The sequence below is a fragment of the Ruegeria sp. CDSA020 genome (assembly GCF_059612345.1).
Window position 1 is genome coordinate 560,170 of sequence record NZ_JBXWQK010000001.1, and the last position, 19,126, is coordinate 579,295.

Genomic DNA, 19,126 nt, shown 5'->3' on the forward strand with positions numbered 1-19,126 from the left:
CCTCTCTATACCTGTCTCATGTTTAGTGATTTTCTGTCTCGACTGACCCAGCCTCAGCCCGCCCCTTTCACCGATGACGATGCTCGACTGGCCTTGACGGCCCTGCTGGTGCGCGTTGCCCGATCTGACAACGACTATGCCGACAGTGAAATGGCGCGAATCGACCGGATTTCGATTGAACGCTATGACCTATCCCCGTTCGAAGCCGCCGGCCTGCGCGCCCGCGCCGAAGATCTCGAGGCCGAAGCACCGGACACAGTACGGTTCACTCGCGCAATCAAAGAGGCCGTTGCCTATGACGACCGCCTGGCAGTCGTTCAGGCCTTGTGGTCGGTCGCTCTGGCGGATGGGCACCGCACGGGTGAAGAGGATTCCTTACTGCGACTGGTCGTCAGCCTGTTGGGCATCAGTGATGTCGACTCTGCAATGGCCCGTCAAAAGGCTGCCAAATCTTGATAGCCACGCTGGGTATGTACGACATGCCTGCGCTGCGCTCTGCGAATGATCGGTTTTGGGCATCGATTCGGGATTACCTTGGCTATGGCCCCGCAAACCTAAACCGAGACCGGGATGTCTGGGATATCTGGTTGGACCCGGATCTGGTTTTTGCCCAGGCCTGCGGCATGCCATATCGCACCCGGCTGCATGGCAAGGTGCAGTTGGTTGGAACGCCGGATTACGCGTTGCCTGGCTGCCCACCTGGCCATTACCGGTCGGTTTTTGTAGCCCGCCGCCACGACCCCCGCGATCTTGATGAATTGGCCGATGGTGTTTTTGCCTATAATGAACCGCTGTCGCAATCCGGATGGGCCGCCCCAATGGTTCACCTTGAACGATACCACCGAACACCATCGTCGGTTCTGCAATCCGGTGGTCATGCGCTGTCTGCTCAAGCCATTTCCGAGGGCCGTGCCGATTATGCCGCGCTGGATGCGCTGACATGGGAGATGCTGAAGGTCCATTCCGACCTTCCAGAAGCTCTGCGTGAGGTCGCCGAAACAACCCCAACCCCCGCGCTACCTTATATCACAGCGAAGGATCAGGACGCCGCTCAGATCGCACGCGCAGTTCGCAACGCGATTCAAACCATGTCACCGCAAGATCGGAACCTTCTGCACCTGCATGACCTGATCTCTATTCCTGCCAAAGATTATCTGCGCGTCCCAAATCCGTCGAAATTGTAAACTGCGATGGATAATTCATGATCAAATTGACCAGAACGCTTCGTCAAATTGACGGAATCACCCGCTTACTCTGTCATTTGCGCATTGCATTGATCTGATTTTTAAGCCCTAGTACCGCACCAACACCAATAACACCTGGACCAACCGTGACAGATTCAACTCCCGTCATTGAGATCAAGAACCTACACAAGAGTTTCGGCAATCTGGAAGTGCTGAAGGGCGTGGATATCACTGCCAGACGGGGCGATGTCGTATCTTTGATTGGGTCCTCGGGGTCTGGGAAATCCACTTTATTGCGGTGCTGCAACCTGTTGGAAGACAGCCAGCAGGGCGAAATCCTTTTCAAGGGTGAACCTGTTCGTTGGTCCGGTAACAGCCACACGCGCCGGCCTGCAGATGCGAAACAGGTTCTGCGCATTCGCACAAACCTGTCGATGGTTTTCCAACAGTTCAACCTGTGGGCTCATTTGACCATCCTGCAGAACGTGATGGAAGCACCTGTAACGGTATTGGGCCGTGACAAAAAAGAAGTTGAAGACAGCGCACGCAGATACCTTGAAAAAGTTGGTATTGGCGACAAATGCGACGCCTACCCCGCACAGTTGTCAGGTGGTCAGCAACAGCGTGCCGCAATCGCGCGGGGGCTGTGCATGGAGCCCGAGGCGCTTTTGTTTGACGAGCCCACGTCGGCGCTGGACCCCGAATTGGAACAAGAAGTGATCAAGGTGATCAAAGACCTGGCTGCAGAAGGCCGCACCATGATCATTGTGACCCACGACATGAAAATGGCCGCTGATATCTCTAGCCATGTCGTTTTCCTTCACCAGGGCCTCATCGAAGAAGAAGGCCTGCCTGAAGATCTCTTTACTACCCCTGAATCTCCACGGCTTCAGGGCTTTCTTTCCGCCACTCAGGCGGCATAACTTCAGATCAGAACCAAAACTGGGGAGTATCCAATGAAAAAACTGATCCTGACCACTGCGGCCCTTGCGCTGAGCGCGGGCATGGCCATGGCAGACACCATCCGGATGGGGACCGAGGGAGCCTATGCACCTTGGAACTTCGTCAATGACGCAGGTGAGATCGACGGCTTTGAGCGTGAGCTGGGCGACGAGCTGTGCAAACGCGCAGACCTGACCTGCGAGTGGGTCAAGAACGACTGGGATTCGATCATTCCGAACCTGGTCTCGGGCAACTACGACGTGATCATCGCTGGTATGTCGATCACCGACGAGCGTGACGAGGTCATCGACTTTACCCAGAACTACACACCACCGGATCCCTCCGCCTATGTAGCAATGTCGGATGACGCCGATGTTGCAGGTGGTGTGGTCGCCGCACAGACCGGCACCATTCAGGCTGGCTATATCGCCGAATCCGGCGCGACCCTGGTCGAGTTCGCCAGCCCCGAGGAAACCATCGCTGCCGTACGCAACGGTGAGGCCGATGCGGTTCTGGCCGACAAATCCTTCCTTGCCCCGATCGTCGACGAAGACGCAGATCTGCGCTTTGTGGCCGATGAGGTTCCGCTGGGTGGTGGCGTCGGCATTGGCGTCCGTGAATCCGACGGTGAGCTGAAAGAAAAACTCAACGCAGCCATCCAATCCATGAAGGATGACGGCAGCCTGAACGAGCTGATCACCAAATGGGAAGTGTCTTCGACCTTCTAATTCTGATCCGGCGGCGTGCCCCAGTCTACGGGCGCGCCGCCCCAGCGCCTTTACCACCTGAAGAGGCCCGCCATTTTTTCGTTCTGCACTGATCCCGACACGCTGGGAACCTTCCGTTGGTTCTCGTGCTATCTGACCAATGGTGTGCATTGGTCCTTTTACCTGTCCTTCCTCAAGGTACTGGCCCTACTTGCCGTGACGGCGCCCGTAGCGCTGGGTTTCGGGTTCGTCGGAGCCATGGCTGCCCGTTCGCACGTTCTGCCGGTCAGTTGGCTGGGTAAGGGTTATATCGCCATCGTGCGCGGCGTGCCGGATATCGCCTTTTTCATGTTCTTCGTGATTGCTTTGGATCAGGCATTCGAATGGACGCGGCATCAAATTCTCTGCCCGGACTGGACGGATTCGATCCGACAGGGCAACGACTTTATCGTCTGCCAATCTGCCAAACTGCCACTGGGCACCTCGCCGGAATGGGTGCACGAAACCTATGGGTTCTTTCTGGCTGTCATCACTTTCTCTATTGTTTTCGGTGCTTTCGCCGCCAATGTTCTGTTCGGCGGCATGCGGGCCGTACCCTATACACAGCTGGAAACCGCCGAAGCCTATGGGATGTCCCGCCGCCAGACATTCTGGAAAATCCTTGTGCCTCAGATGTGGGTTTATGCCCTGCCCGGTCTCAGCAATCTCTGGATGGTTCTGATCAAGGCCACGCCGTTGCTGTTCCTTCTGGGCATCGAAGATATCGTGTACTGGGCCCGCGAACTGGGCAGCACCAAGACTCCGAAGTTTACGCAATACCCACACGGTGACTGGCGCATGTGGTATTTCCTGTTCCTGCTGGTTTTCTACCTTGGCTTCACCCGTATGTCCGAGATCGGGCTTGAACGCCTGATGCGCCGCCTGTCCCACGGACAGGCCACCGCCGCCGGAGAATTGCTGCGCAAGGAGACCACCGCATGAGCTGCTTGCAGACCATTCAGGACTACGGCCTGCGATCTCTTGGATATGGCGAGCGCCTGCTGCCAAAATCCGACTTTACCTTATGTGAGCACTTTACCCTGATCGGGTCTGGTATGATCTGGAATATCTATTTCGGAGTCATGGCGCTTGCGACCGGATTTTTCCTGGCCACAGCACTGGCGCTTGGCAAAGCATCACCCAGTTTCTGGCTGCGCAAACCTTCGGAATGGTTCATTTTCATCTTTCGTGGTTCGCCGCTGTTCATTCAGTTTTTCTTTGCCTATTTCTTCTTCCTGTCGCTGAAGAAATCCTATCCGATGTTCGATTCTCTGACATCAGCCTGGATTGGGGCGCTGATCGTTCTGTTTCTGAACACAGCCGCTTATTCAGCCGAAATTTTCTTTGGCGCGCTCCGATCCATTCCCAAGGGCGATACCGAGGCTGCAGATGCTTATGGCATGTCCGGCTGGTCTCGCTTCCGGCGGATCGTATGGCCCACCATGCTGCGGCTTGCCTGGCCCGCCTACACGAATGAGGCGATCTTTCTGTTCCATGCCACCACGCTGGTGTTCTTCTCGGCCTTCCCAGCCTGGCAGCAACGAGGCGATGCGCTGTATTACGCAAGCTATTTCGCGGACAAGACGTTCAACCCCTTTGTCGCCTATCCAATCCTTGCCTTCTATTTCATCTTACTGACGCTTGTGATCGTTGGGGGGTTCGGCCTGGTGAACAAGCATCTGAACCGTCATTTACCTGCGGAACGAAAAACAAAAATGCGCTTTCGCCTGAATCTGGCACGCTAAGAACCTACCGGGGATGCAGCCGCTGCAATCCCCGGAAAAGACAATTTCTCAAATAATAGTCGGTACCGTTTTGAGTGAAGGCAGCCCTTCGATTTGCGCGGCGGCTTAGCGGCCGAACTAGCTTGGGAATTTTCTGACAATCGGGGAGATGGTACCGCCTGCTGGATTCGAACCGGCGACCTCTGGATCCACAATCCAGCGCTCTAACCAACTGAGCTAAGGCGGCACTTGTGAAGGGCGATGTACCGAACGCGTTCACGGAATGCAAGAGGATTAAAGCTGAATTTTCCAGCTTTGTTCGACCAGATCAACCCCGAAGGAATGGACCGGTTTGCTATCCATCAACTGCCACCCAGTGGACCCATAAAGCGCACAGGCAGCCTTGTGGCTTTCATGCGTCCATAGCCTCATTTCAGTGTAACCGGCGCTGCGAGCAAAGCCTATGCAGCTCTCCAGCATCCGCTTTCCCAGGCCCATCCCACGCACTTCGGGCAACAGCAAGAACAAGCGCAGTTTTGCGGTCGTTTCACTCAGGGCAACGCAGAAAATACTGCCCAAAGGTTTACCGTCACATTCGGCTATCCAGCCACGCTCGCGCTTGGCATCATGGTCCGAGATGAAATCGTCGAGGATTTCTTTCACCAACACGGCAAAAGATTCGTCGAAACCCTCGTCTCGTGAATACAAAAGATCATGCACAGCCACCAACCACGGCGCATCCAAAGCTTCAAAGGGTCTGATCTGAATAGAGTCCATCCCCTATTTGAACGCAAAGGTAACTTGATTCTCAAGCCTTTGCGCGCTAGCACGAACTCTCATCCCCGGAGGCACACATGAGCATCAATACCGAAAGTGACATTCAGGCGAATTTGCAGATCGGACCAACAGATCAGGGGATGGTGCGCCTGTTCATCGAAGCGGAAAACCTTGAAATTCCAATGGATTTCGATCCGGAAGAAGCCGAAGAGATTGCCGATGAACTCCGTGCTGCTGCGCATGCCGCACGGGCGGTAAAAAGCTGACCTATCAGATTCTGGGATCTCTCAGGGACTGCAAGCGCCGGGCTGCATCTGTGGCAAATTTCTGGATCATCTTCTTCCGCCGGGCCGGGGCTATCTTGTCCTCTGGTGCCATACGCACGATCTCGGCGTCATAAGCATCGGCAATGATCAACCCGGTCTCGGCAGGCAACAGCTCGGTCGGAAACTCCGTATCCACTGCCCAGAAGAATCGATCACACCACTCCAAATAGCCCTGCCATTTGGAATCCGACTGGAAATCAGCGCGGCTTGATTTACATTCGATCACCCAAAGCTCACCCTTAGGACCCAGCCCCATCACATCAACCCGCAGTCCGCGTATAGGCACGAATTCCTCAACGGATACAAAGCCATGCGCCGTCAGGTGACGGGCGACTCCACGTGCAAGTCTTTGTCCGGGTTGCAGGTCCAATGTCATATCCCAAATGTGAACAATTAGTGAACAAATGTAAAGTGACCCCGAAAGGTTGACATAATACCTTTTGGTATTTCATAAATATGAAACCAAATGGTATCTCTTTTTAGGCTACATATGGAAAACCAAACTCAAAACGCGTTCCGCGCACTGGCTGACCCCACTCGCAGGGACATTGTGCAAATGCTGGCACTGCAAGACATGACGATCGCGCAGTTGACTGATCGCTTCGACATGACACGCGCAGCTGTCAAGAAACACCTGACCGTGCTCTCGGATGGTGGCCTGATCGCCGTCGAAGCCCGTGGCCGGGAACGCATAAACCGACTTGAACCAAAAGGTATGGCCCCTGTTCTGGATTGGCTCAGCTACTTTGATCAATTTTGGGATGAACGCCTTAACTCTCTTAAAGAAGCTGTTGAAAGGAAATCAAAATGACTGATGCCGTTCTAAGGAAATCCATCTTCCTGAGGGCCGAGCCCGAGACCGTCTGGGCCTATCTGACCGAACCCGACCGGTTGGCGGAATGGTTTCACAAACCCGAACGCCCCCTGGCGCAGGGCCAAAAGCTTGAGATGTTCGGAACGACCAGTGGCGACCTTCTGATCTGGGGAGAAGTCCGCGAAGCGCGCCCGCCGTCATATCTGGAGTATTCGTTTACGGTTAAGCCAATGGGCGACGCAGTCAGCATCGTAAAATGGACGCTGGAACCAGTTGCGGGCGGTACACGCCTTGACCTGTTGCACGAAGGTCTGCCGCAAGGTGCCGATGCCTTTGGCCTGATCCTGGCGCTGGACAATGGCTGGGACGAGCATTTCGGCAAGATGCGCGTGGCCTTGCACGAAACTGTTGACGCCTGACCCCTTGTGCGAACCCGCCGGACGCCCTACTTAGGCCCGTGGCGGGTTCTGCCCTTCTTGTGACTGGTAGCATTCTGGTGGCCTTAAGCAATTCCGAGGGGGCTGGCTCTGTTCAGGTCCTGGCCTGATTACCTGGCGCCCACCTGTACATACAGGTCCTCGGGAATCAAACCGCACGGTTGACTGGTGGTCCCGCCACACTCGATCCAAACTCCGGCAGGAAATAGCCGGATTTACGAGCTCTGGGTTCTGACCTGCGGGCCAGATCGCACTAATCAAACCTGGATCAGACAGGCATCAAGAAATGCTTTTACGGGTTCGGGTTGCCGAATGGCGCGGGGCTGCACAATCACAACATTAAAATACCCGATATCCTGTGCCAGCGGACGCGCTACGACCGCATCGCCTTCTATCGTTCGTCTCGCCTCTGGCGGAAAACCAACCAGCGTGAACCCAAGCCCTTTGCCAACATAGGCATGCACCAACTCTCGTGATTGCGAGGTCAGCGGCACTTCTGGATCAAGCCCGGCGGCCTGCAACAGGTCAAGATAGCTTGGACCCGGACCGGAACGCGACACTGCGATGTAGGGCATGCCTGTCAGCTGCTCAAGCTGTATGCTGGCGGCATGCGCCAATGGGTGCGAGGCCGGGAGTAAAACCAGAGGCGCCAGTTCTTTAAGTACTTCAACGTGTTGACGTCGGGGTTCAAACCCTTGATCAAACACCACAAGCGCGTCCAACTCGCCCGCATCCAGCGCAGCAACGAGGTTCGGGAAATCATCCTCAACAACCTCGATGCGGATACCGGGATGGCTTTGGCGAAAAGCCAGAACAGCTGGTAGAATGATCTTCTGCGCAATCGCATAATGTGTCCCGATCACAATAGACCCTGTTTTGCCCTCAGCCATCACAGCGGCCCGATTGCCGAGCGCGCCTGCTTGCATCAGCAACGCTTCGGAATCCGTCAAAAAGGCTGCGCCAACGCGGGTCAACCTCATCCCGCGTGCGGGAAAGCGGTCAAACAACGTCAAACCAGTGACATCTTCGAGCTTGTCGATTGCCGATGAAATAGCGGCGGCCGAAACATTCAGGTTCCTGGCTGCCTGCGCGATACCGCCACATCGCGCCGTCTCGGCAAAGAACGACAACTGGCGCAAAGTGAAACGTATCATCAATAAAATCTTCTCTTTACAAATTTTAAATCAGTTTTTTCGACCTTTAGCAATGCGCTACCCTGCGTTTGAAACTCAGGGAGAAAGCAGATGGACATCAGACCACTTACCGGCGGTGTGGGCGCAGAGATCATCGGCGCCGATATCCGAGACGGCAGCCAGTTCGACGCCATTCATACGGCCTTTGCTCAGCACTCTGTCATCGTACTCAGAGCGCAGGATGTCGGCCCGGATGAGCATCTGGCGTTTGCCCAACGCTTTGGCGCGATCAACATCAACCGCTTCTTCAGGCCGGTCGATGGGCATCCAGAAATCGCTATGGTGCTGAAGGAAAAGGATCAGAAAGAGGCCATCGGAGAGGGCTGGCATACCGATCATTCCTACGACCAAATCCCGGCGATGGGGTCTATCCTGCATGCTTTGGAAACCCCGCCCTTTGGAGGCGACACGCTGTTCGTCTCGATGGGTGCGGCTTATGAGGCGCTGTCACCTACCATGCGGAGCTTTCTGGATGGGCTCTGGGCGGTTCATTCCTCTCGGCACGTTTTTGGAACAAGCACACAAGACAGTGAAGCGGCGCAAAGTGGTCGGCTAAGCAATGCACAGGCAGCCACCCAAGACGCGCGACATCCTGTGATCATAAAACACCCCCTCAGCGGGCGGCGCGGTATTTATGTGAATCCAGTGTTCACAACCCATATCGAAGGCCTGAGCGCCGATGAATCAGCAGCCATCCTTGCAATGCTATATGACCATTGCCAGCAACCCGAGTTCCAATGCCGCATTCGTTGGCAAACAGGCGACATGACCATCTGGGACAACCGGGCCACATGGCACAAAGCGGTCAATGACTATCATGGATTTCGACGATTGATGCACAGGGTTACCGTGGAGGGGGTCGCCTTGTCTGCCGAATGACCCGAACCCTGTCAGAGAAAAGACAAAACGCAGTCAGACTAAAACTGACGCCCTGACCTACCAATTACGGCGGGCAAGCTCCGCGTCCACCTAAGCCGGTGTGTCACGTGTCTTAACGCCCAGTACGTGCCTCTTGTTTGATCAAGGCAGGCTTTAGCCTGACAGAAACCGGCGTTCCGCCGCGCGGGCCACCAGGTTTTTCGGCCATGCTCATAATGGCATAGGCAAACTGTACACCGGCAAAGACGATCCCGTTCATGAACCAGATCATCGCCAGAGCAACCAGACCGATATCAGAACCAGTAATCAGATGACGCAGGTTGGCGACGTTCAGGGCCAGAAGCACCCCGACAAAAATTGCCGAGATGGCAAAGCCCCAGGCCACTTGCGTGATATACAAACGGATCAGTTTGGGCATGGCGGACCTCATTGCGCTATAATATTCAGTTTAACGCATATTTGATCCGTGTAAACGCGTCAGAACGCCTCGGGCTTGGCCTCGTGCGCCATGTGATCCAGCACTGCGTTGACAAATTTGGTCTCTTTACCTTCGGGGAAGAAGGCCCGCGCCACATCGACGAATTCAGTGATGACCACCTTGGGCGGTGTGTCGTTCTGTGTCAGCTCTGCTCCGGCGGCCCGGAAGGCCGCACGCAGGGTCGGGTCGATCCGGGCAATCGGCCATTTGGCAACCAAAGCGCGATCGGTCATCTGATCGATCGGCGCCTGATAATTGACCGCATCTTCAACCAGCTTGCGGAACAGGCGAATATCGCCGTCCAGCATTTCCTCGCCCTCATAGACGGCGCCAAAGCGGTGATCCAAAAACTCGGTCACAACCTGATCGGTTGTCTGACCCGATTGCTCCATCTGGAACAGCGCCTGCACGGCATAGAGCCGAGCGGCGGATTTCATCAGGCGTTTCTGGTTGGCCGGTTTTGGCGCGTCTGTCTTGGTCATGCTGTTGTGGGTCCGTTGCTGTCGCCCGCCACAAGGATGGACTCGGACGGCGGCTTGAACCCGACGCCCTTTTTGGAAGAGCCCCACTTACGGCTGAGCGCGATCAGATGCAAGGCCGCAGCGGCAGCCCCGCCCCCTTTATTCATTTTTTCCGGATTGGCGCGCACTTCGGCCTGATCGTCATTCTCGACTGTCACGATACCGTTGCCGATGCACAGCCCCTGCAGACCCATCAGTTGGATGGCACGGCTGGAGTCGTTGCAGACGGTTTCGTAATGCGTGGTCTCTCCGCGAATGACACAGCCCAGCGCGACATAGCCGTCAAAATTGCACTGACGGTCTGCCATGGCGATAGCCGTCGGGATTTCCAAGGCGCCAGGCACTTCGACCACATCACAGGTGCCGCCTGCCCCTTCGATCACGGCCTTTGCGCCAGCCACCAGATTGTCGGCGATGGCGCGATAGAACGGGGCCACAACGATCAACAGCTTGACGGGTTTGTCGAAACTCGGTGTCGGCAATACGCCGTGTTTGTCTTGTTCAGCCACAATCAGTCCTCCCTGAGGATTGAACGGGTCCCGACAATGGACAGGCCAAAAGCGTCGAGCCCGAGATAAACGGTTTCCGGCGAGTCGGTCAGCAGCACAAGTTCCTGGATCCCCATCTTGGACAGGATCTGCGCCCCCAGACCGGTTTGTTTGATGGTGCGTGGGCCCTCATCTTCAGCCGCATAGAGCGAGTTGCGCGGTTGGCGGAACAGACAGACCACGCCGCGCCCTTCATCCGCAATCTTTTCCATCGCGCGCGGCAGCTCACGTGAGGATTTCGGGCCAAGACCCAGAATGTCGGGCGCCTCGTGCAGCGCATGGGTCCGGGTCAAAACCGGCTCGGGCGTGGTGATGTCACCCTTGACCATCACGACATGTTCGATGCCATGGGTCTGATCGGTGAAAATCCGCATTTCCCAGTCGCCGCCATATTCGGATGTGACGGTTTCCCGAGATGTCTCAACCACCAGATTGTCATTGCGCGACCGGTAGGCGATCAAGTCGCTGATCGTGCCAATCTTCAACCCGTGTTCCTTGGCGAATTCGACCAGGTCAGGCAGCCGCGCCATGGTTCCGTCAGGGTTCATGATCTCGCAGATCACGCCCGAAGGGTTCAGCCCGGCCAGGCGTGAGATATCAACGGCGGCCTCGGTATGGCCCGCGCGCACCAGCACCCCGCCCCGCTTGGCCCGCAAGGGGAAGACGTGACCCGGCGTGGCGATATGGGCCATCGTGTTTTGCTCGTTGATCGCAGTCGCCACGGTCAACGCCCGGTCACCAGCGGAAATGCCAGTCGACACTCCCTCGCGCGCTTCAATCGACACGGTGAACGCGGTCTCATGACGTGACGAGTTGTTCACCGCCATCATAGGCAGACCCAACGTGTCAATCCGTTCCGCCGTCATCGGCAGGCAGATCAGGCCGCGACCATGGGTGGCCATGAAATTAATTGCTTCAGCATCAGCGAACTCGGCGGCAATCACCAGATCGCCCTCATTCTCGCGATCTTCGTGATCAACCAGGATATACATCCGGCCTTTGCGCGCCTCGTCGATGATCTCTTTGATCGGGCTGATTGCCGCGCGCAGCTGGGCCTCGACCGGTCCGGGAGTTTCAAAGCTCATGGGGCAGCCTTTCACATGCCAAGTTTGACCGGGTGGATAGACCACCGCGCGGTCAAAGACCAGACCGCATGCGGCACCGTTCCGGTCAGACGCGACGTTGAATTGAGGACTAGGACATTTCAGCGAGGCGCGCGACATAGCGAGCCAGCGTGTCGATCTCAAGATTGACCCGGTCGCCGATGCCGACATCCCCCCAGGTCGTCACCTCTTTGGTGTGCGGAATGAAGTTGATACCAAAATCGCACCCGTCCACATCGTTTACGGTCAAAGAAGTACCGTTCAGCGCAACTGATCCCTTGGGCGCAATGAAGCGAGCCAGATCTTTGGGTGCGCGCAAGGTTACCCGCGTGCTGTCGCCCTCGTCCAGAACGGCGACCACTTCTGCGACGCCATCAACATGACCAGACACGATATGACCGCCCAACTCATCTCCGACCTTCAGCGCCCGCTCTAGATTGACACGTTTACCGACGGTCCAGCGATCCAGATTGGTTTTCGAAACGGTTTCCGCGCTGATTTGCACATCATACCAGTCTTCGCCTAATGCGATGACTGTCAGGCAAACGCCGTCGCTGGCAATGGATGCACCAATATCAATCCCCGGGGTATTGTAGGCGGTTTTGATCCGCGCCCGCAGATCGCCTTGCTGCTCCAGTTCGGTGATGGTGCCGATATCTGTGACGATCCCCGTAAACATTGCGTTAATCCTCTGTTTCTAACCTGATGCCAGCGCTCACCGTCGAGGTAAGCGTAAGCGCGCCTACGGGCAAGCCCCAGGTTGCCGCAAATACGACAAACAGGCATAATTCCTCATCTAACGACAAGAGCAGCAGAAATGTTACCACTCAACGGCGCTGCGCAAAAACGCGTATTTCTTTTCCTGCAAGGACCGCACGGGCCGTTTTTTGGCGCGCTTGGTAAGATCCTGCGCGCAGCGGGTTCCGAGGTGTGGCGCGTGGGGTTCAACGCCGGGGATCAGGCTTTCTGGTCTGATAAGGCCAGCTTTATTCCCTATGCTGGCAAACCCGAAAACTGGCCGGCAAAATTTGTTGACCTGGTTGTCGGCCGCGAGGTGACAGACATTGTCCTGTATGGCGATACGCGTCCAATCCACGCCCAAGCCATCCGCATCGCCCGTGCCCACGGGATCACTGTTCATGTTTTCGAAGAAGGGTATCTGAGGCCTTGGTGGGTCACCTACGAACGCACAGGTACGAATGGCAATTCGCATCTGATGAATCTGGAGGTTACCCAGATGCAGCGAGCGCTGGAGCGTACTGATGCGCCGATGCCGCCCCCTCCGACGCATTGGGGTGATATGCGACAGCATATTTTCTATGGCGCGCTGTATCATTGGTTTGTTCTGTTCCTGAACGGCAAGTATCGCAATTTTCGAACCCACCGTGACCTACCGGTTTCGAAAGAGTTCAGGCTTTATTTCAAACGGCTGGCAATGATGCCGTTCCACAGAATCCGGCGGCGTATGGCGACGGAGCGAGTCCGGCGGGGCGGGTTTCCCTATCACTTGGCATTGCTGCAACTGGGACATGACAGTTCGGTTCAGTCACACTCGGACTTTGACTGCATGTCCGAGTTTCTTGAGCAGGTACTGCACGGTTTTGCAAATGGCGCACCAACGCACCATCATCTGGTCATCAAAGAACACCCGCTGGAAAATCATCGGGAACCATTGCGCCAGGTGGCACGCAAACTGGCCAAAACACTGGGTATCACTGATCGGGTCCATTATGTACCCGGGGGCAAACTGGCCACATTGCTCAACGAAGCGAGCTCGGCCGTGACGATCAATTCAACTGCGGGTCAGCAGGTATTGTGGCGCGGCATTCCTCTGCGCGCCTTTGGCAAATCGGTCTATGACAAGCCCGAATTTGTTTCCAGCCAACCGATCACTGATTTCTTTTCCAATCCAGATATCCCCGATACCGAAGCCTATCAAAGCTATAGGCGTTTTCTGCTTGAAACCAGTCAGGTCCCCGGCGGGTTTTATTCACGCCGTGGGCGGCGACAGTTGCTTAGGCGAGCCGTGGATATGATGCTAAGGGCGAAAGATCCCTACCAATCCGTGCTGACCGACAAAGAGGCGCGGACGCCACAGTTGAGGATCGTTGAGTAAATCACCCCTCTTGATGCTGGCGATTGCAGTTGGAAACAAGTACGCTGCTGGAAACAAAAGACCAAAACCAAGACGTTCGAGGATATTCGGCAGTGCAGCGCTTTCCAATCCGATGGGGACGGGGTGTAACCCTTGTGGCCGCTCTTGGCCTGCTGGCCGCGTGCCAACTACCTAAAACCGGCCCAAACAAATCCGAAATCCTTGCCGGTTCGACCACGAAAGGTGGAAACGCCTATGTTGTTGAGGTCGACGACCGGGTGGCGCAGGTCACGTCGGCAGTGCCTCAATACGGGTTCTCGCAAACCTTCCGTAGCGCTCAGAACCTGACCGCCGACACGGTTCGTCCGGGTGATGTACTGGGCCTGACAATCTGGGAAAACGTAGATGACGGGCTGTTATCCGGAGAGACCGGCGCCTCAACATCCCTGGAAGAGGTACAGGTCGATAGCGAGGGCTTCATCTTTGTTCCCTATGCCGGGCGCCTGCGCGCAGCCGGAAACACGCCGGAACAGCTTCGCACGTTGATCACGGAAAAGCTCCAGGATCAGACCCCTGATCCTCAGGTCGAAGTGCGCCGTATCGCCGGGGACGGATCAACCGTTTCGCTGTCGGGCACCCTGTCCGCACCCGGGATCTATCCGATCGAACGACCAACCCGCACACTGGCCGGAATGCTGACACGGGCTGGCGGCGTGATCGAAGGGTCCGATATCGCCCTGGTGACACTAATCCGAGGCAGTCAAAAAGGGACGGTCTGGTACAATGACTTGTTCCGCAACCCGGAATTTGACGTTGCCCTGCGGGGTGGCGACCGCATTCTAGTCGAAGCCGACAACAGGTCCTATGTCGCCTTGGGGGCGACGGGCGGTCAGTCGCGCGTGGCATTCGACAGTCAGGATCTGTCCGCGCTGGAAGCGCTGGCACAGGTTGGTGGCTTACAGCCCCTGTCTTCGGACCCGACCGGCATTTTCGTTCTACGAAAGGAACGACAGGACATTGTCCGGTCAGTCATGGGAAAACCGGACCTGCAGGGAGAGCAGCGCATGATCTACGTGCTGAACCTGACAGCACCCAATGGCCTTTTCATCGCCCGCGACTTTGTCATCCGCGATGATGACACAATTTACGTCACCGAAGCACCTTACGCGCAATGGAGCAAATCCATCTCGTTGATCGCCGGTGGCCTGACCCCGCTTGCCAATGTCACGACCCTGACAGGCGGATGATGCCCTCCGTTCCACAAGGAACGCATGCCAAGGCCGAACGCAGTCGTCTTTTGGTCTATAATGGCGGATTTCTGACAGCCGCGCGCGTGCGGAGAATTCTGTCACTGACCGGATATGATATCGGCATCGGCACGCCCAAGGGGTCGGATCTGGTGGGAATCTGGGGCAATAGCCCGACGGCACATCGTGGACTGCGTATAGCGACCAAATACAATGCTCCGATCTTGCGCGTAGAGGATGCATTCCTGCGATCTCTGCACTCAGGACGCAGTGGCGAGGCGCCGCTGGGTCTGCTGCTTGATCGCAGCGGTGTGCATTTTGATCCAACACAGCCTTCGGATCTGGAAACACTTCTTGCGACCGACCCGTTGGATAATACGGCCCTGCTGAACCGGGCACGTGGCGGGATGGCGCGGCTGCGCGAACTGCATCTGAGTAAGTATTCCGCCTATGATCCCGCGACCCCTGCGCCGGAACCAGGGTATGTCCTGGTTGTCGATCAAGCACGCGACGATGCTTCTGTAAGGGCAAGCGGCGGCGATGAGGCCCGGTTCCGCGAGATGCTGGTTATGGCGCAAGAGGAGAACCCCGGCGCGACCGTTCTGATCAAAACCCACCCCGACACGATCGCAGGGCACCGGCCCGGATATTACTCTGCCGATGATCTGACCGACCGCGTATCCTTTCAGCACAGCGCCATCAGCCCCTGGACCTTGTTAGAGGGCGCTGTGGGCGTCTACACCCTGTCCTCGCAACTTGGGTTCGAGGCCATATTGGCCGGTCACAAACCCCGCGTCTTCGGCCAACCGTTTTACGCCGGATGGGGTCTTACCCAAGACGAAGCCCATTTCCCAAGACGCCAACGAAACCTGACGCGCGCGCAACTCTTCGCCGCCACCATGGTTCTTTATCCTAAGTGGTACGATCCCTATCGGGATCAGCTGTGCGAATTCGAATCCGTGCTGGACACGCTTGAAGGTCTGACCCGCGCCTGGCGACAAGATCACAAGGGCTGGACGGCATCCGGGATGCGGCTTTGGAAACGCAGGCACCTGCAGCACATGTTTGGGCGCGAGAAAAAGGTAAAATTCACGCCTGACGTTCCCGAAATCCCAGATCGTCCCCACATGGTTTGGGCGCGGCACGGCCGTGATATGGAAAACGTCACACGGGTCGAGGATGGCTTCGTTCGGTCCCGTGGGTTGGGGGCCAGCCTTGTGCCGCCTCTGTCGCTGTCGCTGGATGACCTTGGGATCTATTACGACCCGACCAAACCCAGCAGGTTGGAAGAGATGATCGCCAAGCGGGAGACCCTGCGGCCGGATCAGGAATTGCGGGCCGAGCGGTTGGTGACACAGATTATCGCCGGAGCGGTCAGCAAATATAACACCGGCGGCCCGGTTCCGGACTTGCCAAAAGGTCACCGCATTCTGGTGCCCGGACAGGTCGAGGACGATGCCTCGATCCTGTTTGGAACCAGCACCGTTCGCACCAATACTGAACTTCTGCGCACGGCCCGAGAGATGAACCCGACCGCCGTTCTGATCTATAAACCGCATCCCGATGTCGAAGCTGGCCTGCGTGAAGGTGAGGCCGAGGCTGAGGGGCTAGCAGACCTGATCGTCACGAACACCGATCCCGCCGCATTGTTGGGTGAGGTTCAGGAGGTCTGGACCATGACCTCTCTGCTAGGGTTCGAGGCGCTGATGCGCGGATTGCCGGTCACAACGCTCGGTGCACCCTTTTATGCTGGTTGGGGTTTGACCCAGGATTTGGGGTCCGTCCCCGCCCGTCGTGGTGCACGGCCCTCCCTGCTGGGATTGATCCATGCCGCACTGATCGATTACCCGAGGTATCTGGACCCTGTCACCGGCATGCCCTGCCCTCCGGAAGTGGTATTGGAAAGGCTGACAGACGGCTACCAGAGCCGATCTGGCCCCGGCCTTAGACTGCTCTCGAAACTACAGGGCGTTTTCGCAACACAGGCGCATCTCTGGCGCCGTTAGCGCAATGCCCGCGCCCAGCGATGCATCACGTCTTGACCGATGATGCGGGTCTCCAGCAGCTCAAACCGTGGTGCCTCATCCAGACGATCCATACCAAGCGCCCCGATGGCAGGCAAACCTTCGGCACCAATCGCAAGCCCGGCACTGAAGCCGATCAACTCATCAACCAGTTCATCCACCAAAAGCGACGCAGCCAGGGACGATCCGCCCTCGCAAAAGACGCGGGTCAAACCCTCCTGCCCCAACTGCAGCAACAGGTCAGCGGCGTCAATGTGATGATCGCGTAACGCGCAGGGGATAAGCCTTGCGCCCAGTCCTTCCCACGCTTTTGCACGTTCGGCATCCGGTGACGGACCATGGCACAACCACACCGGAATTTTCGAGGCGGTGCGTGCCAGTTGACCCATCAACGGGATATCCAGATGGCGCGAAACGACGACGCGCACAGGCTGACGTTCAATCCCAAGATCCCGAACTGTCAGAGAGGGGTCGTCTACGCGCGCCGTACCTGCCCCAACCATAACAGCATCATGCGTTGCCCGCATGGCATGAACAGCCCGCCGCGAGGTCTGACCCGTAATCCACTGACTATGGCCGCTTTCGGTCGCAATGCGCCCGTCAAAACTGCTGGCCAGTTTAAGCGTGACAAATGGCCGGCCCTGTTCGGTCTTTAGAAAGAAACCGGCGTGGTCGCGGGCCGCCTGATCCGCAAGAACACCGGTTGTCACGTCAATCCCAGCCTCGCGCAGCATGGCAAAGCCCTGCCCGGCAACACGCGGATCACTGTCTTCGATGGCTGAAACAACACGCGCCACACCTGCCTCAATCAAGGCCTGAGCGCAAGGCGGGGTCTGTCCGTGATGGGCGCAGGGTTCAAGCGAGACATAAGCAGTCGCGCCACGCGCCTGCGATCCCGCCTGTCTTAACGCTTCGGTTTCCGCATGTGGCCGACCACCAGGTTGCGTCCAACCACGCCCAACAATCCGCCCGTCCTGTACGAGTACGCAGCCAACGGATGGGTTGGGCCAGCACGTCCCCTGTCCGCGCCGCCCCAAGGCAAGGGCCAGCGCCATATATCGCTTATCTGTTTCGCTCACTCGTCCGTCGAAGGCTGCGGCGGGCGCAGTTCGTGGACAAACTCCTCGAAATCATCGGCCGCCTGGAAATTCTTATACACGCTTGCAAACCGAACATAGGCAACGGTGTCGATCCGCGCCAGAGCTTCCATAACAATTTCACCGATCTTGCTGGACGGAATGTCGGTATCGCCCATGCTTTCCAGCCGTCGCACAATACCCGAGATCATCTGATCAATGCGTTCCGGATCAATCGGGCGTTTCTGCATCGAGATACGGATCGACCGTTCCAGCTTGTCTCGATCGAAATCCTCGCGTTTTCCATTGGTTTTGATCACAACCAGATCGCGTAACTGAACGCGTTCATAGGTGGTGAACCGTCCGCCGCAAGCCGGGCAGAAACGGCGCCTGCGGATCGCGACATGATCCTCTGCCGGGCGTGAATCTTTGACCTGAGTGTCGATATTTCCGCAAAACGGGCAGCGCATCCGCCGTCTCCTCGTCTCTTGTTCCGCCTCTTTTAGTAAGCGCTGTGGCCCACTTATCCACAACTATAGGGCAGCCTCTAGGATTTGGGTAGTCGGAAATTTTTACCGCTAAATAAAGGGGTCACGCGAAATGCGCAGCGACGCGTCGGTTGTGTGATTGGGTCCGGTGTTCAAACAGATAAACGCCCTGCCATGTCCCCAGCATGGGCACCCCTGCGGCGACAGGAATGCCCAAGGACACAGGCAGCAACGCAGCTTTGATATGTGCTGGCATATCGTCTAGCCCCTCATAGGTGTGCCTTAAATACGCCATCGACGGATCATCCGCCGGTGGCACTAGACGTTCGAAAAAGGCCTGCAAATCCGTCCGCACCTCGGGGTCCGCATTTTCCTGAATGGCCAGAGAACACGAGGTATGGCGCACAAACAGGGTCAACAATCCGTCGCGACCGCTTGGGGCAAGCCAGTCTCGTATACCCGAGGTGAACTCATACAGCCCCGGCCCCTGCGTTGAAATTATAAACTCGGTCTGCAAAACGCGG

General features: G+C 56.8%; 24 protein-coding genes and 1 tRNA gene. 13 read left to right on the plus strand and 12 right to left on the minus strand.

The annotated features are described in order from the left end of the window. Positions 1 to 18 precede the first annotated feature (18 nt). The 6 genes from AC2FJW_RS02795 (at position 19) to AC2FJW_RS02820 (ending at position 4,617) form a co-directional block, all read left to right on the plus strand. Positions 19 to 456 carry a tellurite resistance TerB family protein gene (locus AC2FJW_RS02795; RefSeq protein WP_281972316.1) on the plus strand — a complete coding sequence of 146 codons (438 nt, stop codon included), beginning with the start codon at positions 19 to 21 and terminating at the stop codon, positions 454 to 456. A gap of 14 nt (positions 457 to 470) precedes the next feature. Next, entirely contained in the window at positions 471 to 1,184 is a 714-nt protein-coding gene (locus AC2FJW_RS02800; protein ID WP_496749157.1) for a phosphate/phosphite/phosphonate ABC transporter substrate-binding protein, read from the plus strand. 146 nt (positions 1,185 to 1,330) lie between these two features. Further along, positions 1,331 to 2,107, plus strand: coding sequence for an ABC transporter ATP-binding protein (locus tag AC2FJW_RS02805; protein WP_271946306.1), 777 nt, complete (start codon positions 1,331 to 1,333; stop codon positions 2,105 to 2,107). A 33-nt stretch (positions 2,108 to 2,140) separates the two neighbouring features. Further along, positions 2,141 to 2,854 (plus strand): transporter substrate-binding domain-containing protein, encoded by a 714-nt coding sequence (locus tag AC2FJW_RS02810; protein ID WP_271946303.1) that lies wholly within the window; start codon positions 2,141 to 2,143, stop codon positions 2,852 to 2,854. Positions 2,855 to 2,926: 72 nt separating this feature from the next. Beyond that, positions 2,927 to 3,814, plus strand: a complete 888-nt coding sequence (locus tag AC2FJW_RS02815) for an ABC transporter permease (protein ID WP_142635158.1) — start codon at positions 2,927 to 2,929, stop codon at positions 3,812 to 3,814. Continuing rightward, positions 3,811 to 4,617, plus strand: a complete 807-nt coding sequence (locus AC2FJW_RS02820; protein ID WP_142634616.1) for an ABC transporter permease — start codon at positions 3,811 to 3,813, stop codon at positions 4,615 to 4,617. The genes AC2FJW_RS02815 and AC2FJW_RS02820 overlap by 4 nt, the downstream gene beginning before the upstream one ends. 149 nt (positions 4,618 to 4,766) lie before the next feature. Here the strand turns inward: AC2FJW_RS02820 and AC2FJW_RS02825 are convergent. Beyond that, positions 4,767 to 4,843, minus strand: a tRNA-His gene (locus AC2FJW_RS02825). 47 nt (positions 4,844 to 4,890) lie between these two features. Continuing rightward, positions 4,891 to 5,373 carry a GNAT family N-acetyltransferase gene (locus AC2FJW_RS02830; RefSeq protein WP_496749158.1) on the minus strand — a complete coding sequence of 161 codons (483 nt, stop codon included), beginning with the start codon at positions 5,371 to 5,373 and terminating at the stop codon, positions 4,891 to 4,893. Positions 5,374 to 5,450: 77 nt separating this feature from the next. Between AC2FJW_RS02830 and AC2FJW_RS02835 the strand changes: the two genes are divergently transcribed. Further along, positions 5,451 to 5,639, plus strand: a complete 189-nt coding sequence (locus tag AC2FJW_RS02835) for a DUF6324 family protein (protein WP_142634620.1) — start codon at positions 5,451 to 5,453, stop codon at positions 5,637 to 5,639. 4 nt (positions 5,640 to 5,643) lie between these two features. On the opposite strand, the gene AC2FJW_RS02840 is transcribed toward AC2FJW_RS02835, so the two are convergent. Continuing rightward, positions 5,644 to 6,075, minus strand: a complete 432-nt coding sequence (locus AC2FJW_RS02840) for an MmcB family DNA repair protein (RefSeq protein ID WP_281972321.1) — start codon at positions 6,073 to 6,075, stop codon at positions 5,644 to 5,646. Between the two features lie 114 nt (positions 6,076 to 6,189). On the opposite strand from AC2FJW_RS02840, the gene AC2FJW_RS02845 reads away from it, so the two are divergent. Further along, on the plus strand, positions 6,190 to 6,510 hold the full coding sequence (locus AC2FJW_RS02845) for an ArsR/SmtB family transcription factor (RefSeq protein WP_271946295.1): 321 nt from the start codon (positions 6,190 to 6,192) through the stop codon (positions 6,508 to 6,510). Further along, positions 6,507 to 6,932 carry an SRPBCC family protein gene (locus AC2FJW_RS02850; protein WP_496678221.1) on the plus strand — a complete coding sequence of 142 codons (426 nt, stop codon included), beginning with the start codon at positions 6,507 to 6,509 and terminating at the stop codon, positions 6,930 to 6,932. The genes AC2FJW_RS02845 and AC2FJW_RS02850 overlap by 4 nt, the downstream gene beginning before the upstream one ends. 275 nt (positions 6,933 to 7,207) lie before the next feature. Here AC2FJW_RS02850 and AC2FJW_RS02855 read toward each other — a convergent pair whose 3' ends face one another. Next, a complete protein-coding gene (locus tag AC2FJW_RS02855) occupies positions 7,208 to 8,104 on the minus strand; it encodes a LysR family transcriptional regulator (protein ID WP_496749159.1) in 897 nt (298 codons plus the stop codon). A 90-nt stretch (positions 8,105 to 8,194) separates the two neighbouring features. Between AC2FJW_RS02855 and AC2FJW_RS02860 the strand changes: the two genes are divergently transcribed. Then, on the plus strand, positions 8,195 to 9,022 hold the full coding sequence (locus AC2FJW_RS02860) for a TauD/TfdA dioxygenase family protein (RefSeq protein WP_281972324.1): 828 nt from the start codon (positions 8,195 to 8,197) through the stop codon (positions 9,020 to 9,022). A gap of 112 nt (positions 9,023 to 9,134) precedes the next feature. On the opposite strand, the gene AC2FJW_RS02865 is transcribed toward AC2FJW_RS02860, so the two are convergent. From AC2FJW_RS02865 to AC2FJW_RS02885, 5 genes are all read right to left on the minus strand, one after another. Continuing rightward, a complete protein-coding gene (locus AC2FJW_RS02865) occupies positions 9,135 to 9,440 on the minus strand; it encodes a hypothetical protein (RefSeq protein WP_142634632.1) in 306 nt (101 codons plus the stop codon). 59 nt (positions 9,441 to 9,499) lie between these two features. Then, a complete protein-coding gene (gene nusB / locus AC2FJW_RS02870) occupies positions 9,500 to 9,982 on the minus strand; it encodes a transcription antitermination factor NusB (protein WP_142634634.1) in 483 nt (160 codons plus the stop codon). Beyond that, positions 9,979 to 10,530 carry a 6,7-dimethyl-8-ribityllumazine synthase gene (locus AC2FJW_RS02875; RefSeq protein ID WP_496749160.1) on the minus strand — a complete coding sequence of 184 codons (552 nt, stop codon included), beginning with the start codon at positions 10,528 to 10,530 and terminating at the stop codon, positions 9,979 to 9,981. The genes nusB and AC2FJW_RS02875 overlap by 4 nt, the downstream gene beginning before the upstream one ends. A 2-nt stretch (positions 10,531 to 10,532) precedes the next feature. After that, a complete protein-coding gene (gene ribB / locus AC2FJW_RS02880) occupies positions 10,533 to 11,654 on the minus strand; it encodes a 3,4-dihydroxy-2-butanone-4-phosphate synthase (protein ID WP_496690792.1) in 1,122 nt (373 codons plus the stop codon). 109 nt (positions 11,655 to 11,763) lie between these two features. Further along, positions 11,764 to 12,351, minus strand: a complete 588-nt coding sequence (locus AC2FJW_RS02885; protein ID WP_142634640.1) for a riboflavin synthase — start codon at positions 12,349 to 12,351, stop codon at positions 11,764 to 11,766. Positions 12,352 to 12,489: 138 nt separating this feature from the next. Here AC2FJW_RS02885 and AC2FJW_RS02890 point away from each other — a divergent pair, with 138 nt between their 5' ends. The 3 genes from AC2FJW_RS02890 to AC2FJW_RS02900 all read left to right on the plus strand — a co-directional run bounded on the left by AC2FJW_RS02890 (position 12,490) and on the right by AC2FJW_RS02900 (position 17,020). Next, positions 12,490 to 13,788, plus strand: a complete 1,299-nt coding sequence (locus AC2FJW_RS02890) for a capsule polysaccharide biogenesis protein (protein ID WP_496749161.1) — start codon at positions 12,490 to 12,492, stop codon at positions 13,786 to 13,788. A 92-nt stretch (positions 13,789 to 13,880) separates the two neighbouring features. Next, complete coding sequence (locus AC2FJW_RS02895) at positions 13,881 to 15,014, plus strand: polysaccharide biosynthesis/export family protein (protein WP_496713435.1); 1,134 nt, start codon at positions 13,881 to 13,883, stop codon at positions 15,012 to 15,014. Next, a complete protein-coding gene (locus AC2FJW_RS02900; protein ID WP_496749162.1) occupies positions 15,014 to 17,020 on the plus strand; it encodes a capsule polysaccharide biogenesis protein in 2,007 nt (668 codons plus the stop codon). The genes AC2FJW_RS02895 and AC2FJW_RS02900 overlap by 1 nt, the downstream gene beginning before the upstream one ends. Here AC2FJW_RS02900 and ribD read toward each other — a convergent pair. From ribD to AC2FJW_RS02915, 3 genes are all read right to left on the minus strand, one after another. Next, positions 17,017 to 18,117: a bifunctional diaminohydroxyphosphoribosylaminopyrimidine deaminase/5-amino-6-(5-phosphoribosylamino)uracil reductase RibD gene (gene ribD, locus AC2FJW_RS02905; RefSeq protein WP_496700006.1), complete on the minus strand. Its 1,101-nt coding sequence runs from the start codon at positions 18,115 to 18,117 to the stop codon at positions 17,017 to 17,019. The genes AC2FJW_RS02900 and ribD overlap by 4 nt on opposite strands. Continuing rightward, positions 18,114 to 18,584: a transcriptional regulator NrdR gene (gene nrdR / locus AC2FJW_RS02910; protein WP_142634651.1), complete on the minus strand. Its 471-nt coding sequence runs from the start codon at positions 18,582 to 18,584 to the stop codon at positions 18,114 to 18,116. The genes ribD and nrdR overlap by 4 nt, the downstream gene beginning before the upstream one ends. A 121-nt stretch (positions 18,585 to 18,705) precedes the next feature. Then, positions 18,706 to 19,119, minus strand: a complete 414-nt coding sequence (locus AC2FJW_RS02915) for a secondary thiamine-phosphate synthase enzyme YjbQ (RefSeq protein ID WP_496749163.1) — start codon at positions 19,117 to 19,119, stop codon at positions 18,706 to 18,708. Positions 19,120 to 19,126 lie beyond the last annotated feature (7 nt).

Bases quoted from the DNA above. Each gene is read 5' to 3' on its own strand.
- AC2FJW_RS02830 (WP_496749158.1), bottom strand. From the start codon at position 5,373: ATGGACTCTATTCAGATCAGACCCTTTGAAGCTTTGGATGCGCCGTGG.
- AC2FJW_RS02885 (WP_142634640.1), bottom strand. From the start codon at position 12,351: ATGTTTACGGGGATCGTCACAGATATCGGCACCATCACCGAACTGGAG.
- AC2FJW_RS02795 (WP_281972316.1), top strand. From the start codon at position 19: ATGTTTAGTGATTTTCTGTCTCGACTGACCCAGCCTCAGCCCGCCCCT.
- AC2FJW_RS02850 (WP_496678221.1), top strand. From the start codon at position 6,507: ATGACTGATGCCGTTCTAAGGAAATCCATCTTCCTGAGGGCCGAGCCC.
- nusB (WP_142634634.1), bottom strand. From the start codon at position 9,982: ATGACCAAGACAGACGCGCCAAAACCGGCCAACCAGAAACGCCTGATG.
- AC2FJW_RS02855 (WP_496749159.1), bottom strand. From the start codon at position 8,104: ATGATACGTTTCACTTTGCGCCAGTTGTCGTTCTTTGCCGAGACGGCG.
- AC2FJW_RS02800 (WP_496749157.1), top strand. From the start codon at position 471: ATGTACGACATGCCTGCGCTGCGCTCTGCGAATGATCGGTTTTGGGCA.
- AC2FJW_RS02865 (WP_142634632.1), bottom strand. From the start codon at position 9,440: ATGCCCAAACTGATCCGTTTGTATATCACGCAAGTGGCCTGGGGCTTT.
- AC2FJW_RS02835 (WP_142634620.1), top strand. From the start codon at position 5,451: ATGAGCATCAATACCGAAAGTGACATTCAGGCGAATTTGCAGATCGGA.
- nrdR (WP_142634651.1), bottom strand. From the start codon at position 18,584: ATGCGCTGCCCGTTTTGCGGAAATATCGACACTCAGGTCAAAGATTCA.
- AC2FJW_RS02900 (WP_496749162.1), top strand. From the start codon at position 15,014: ATGCCCTCCGTTCCACAAGGAACGCATGCCAAGGCCGAACGCAGTCGT.
- AC2FJW_RS02860 (WP_281972324.1), top strand. From the start codon at position 8,195: ATGGACATCAGACCACTTACCGGCGGTGTGGGCGCAGAGATCATCGGC.
- AC2FJW_RS02840 (WP_281972321.1), bottom strand. From the start codon at position 6,075: ATGACATTGGACCTGCAACCCGGACAAAGACTTGCACGTGGAGTCGCC.
- AC2FJW_RS02810 (WP_271946303.1), top strand. From the start codon at position 2,141: ATGAAAAAACTGATCCTGACCACTGCGGCCCTTGCGCTGAGCGCGGGC.
- AC2FJW_RS02845 (WP_271946295.1), top strand. From the start codon at position 6,190: ATGGAAAACCAAACTCAAAACGCGTTCCGCGCACTGGCTGACCCCACT.
- ribB (WP_496690792.1), bottom strand. From the start codon at position 11,654: ATGAGCTTTGAAACTCCCGGACCGGTCGAGGCCCAGCTGCGCGCGGCA.
- AC2FJW_RS02890 (WP_496749161.1), top strand. From the start codon at position 12,490: ATGTTACCACTCAACGGCGCTGCGCAAAAACGCGTATTTCTTTTCCTG.
- AC2FJW_RS02820 (WP_142634616.1), top strand. From the start codon at position 3,811: ATGAGCTGCTTGCAGACCATTCAGGACTACGGCCTGCGATCTCTTGGA.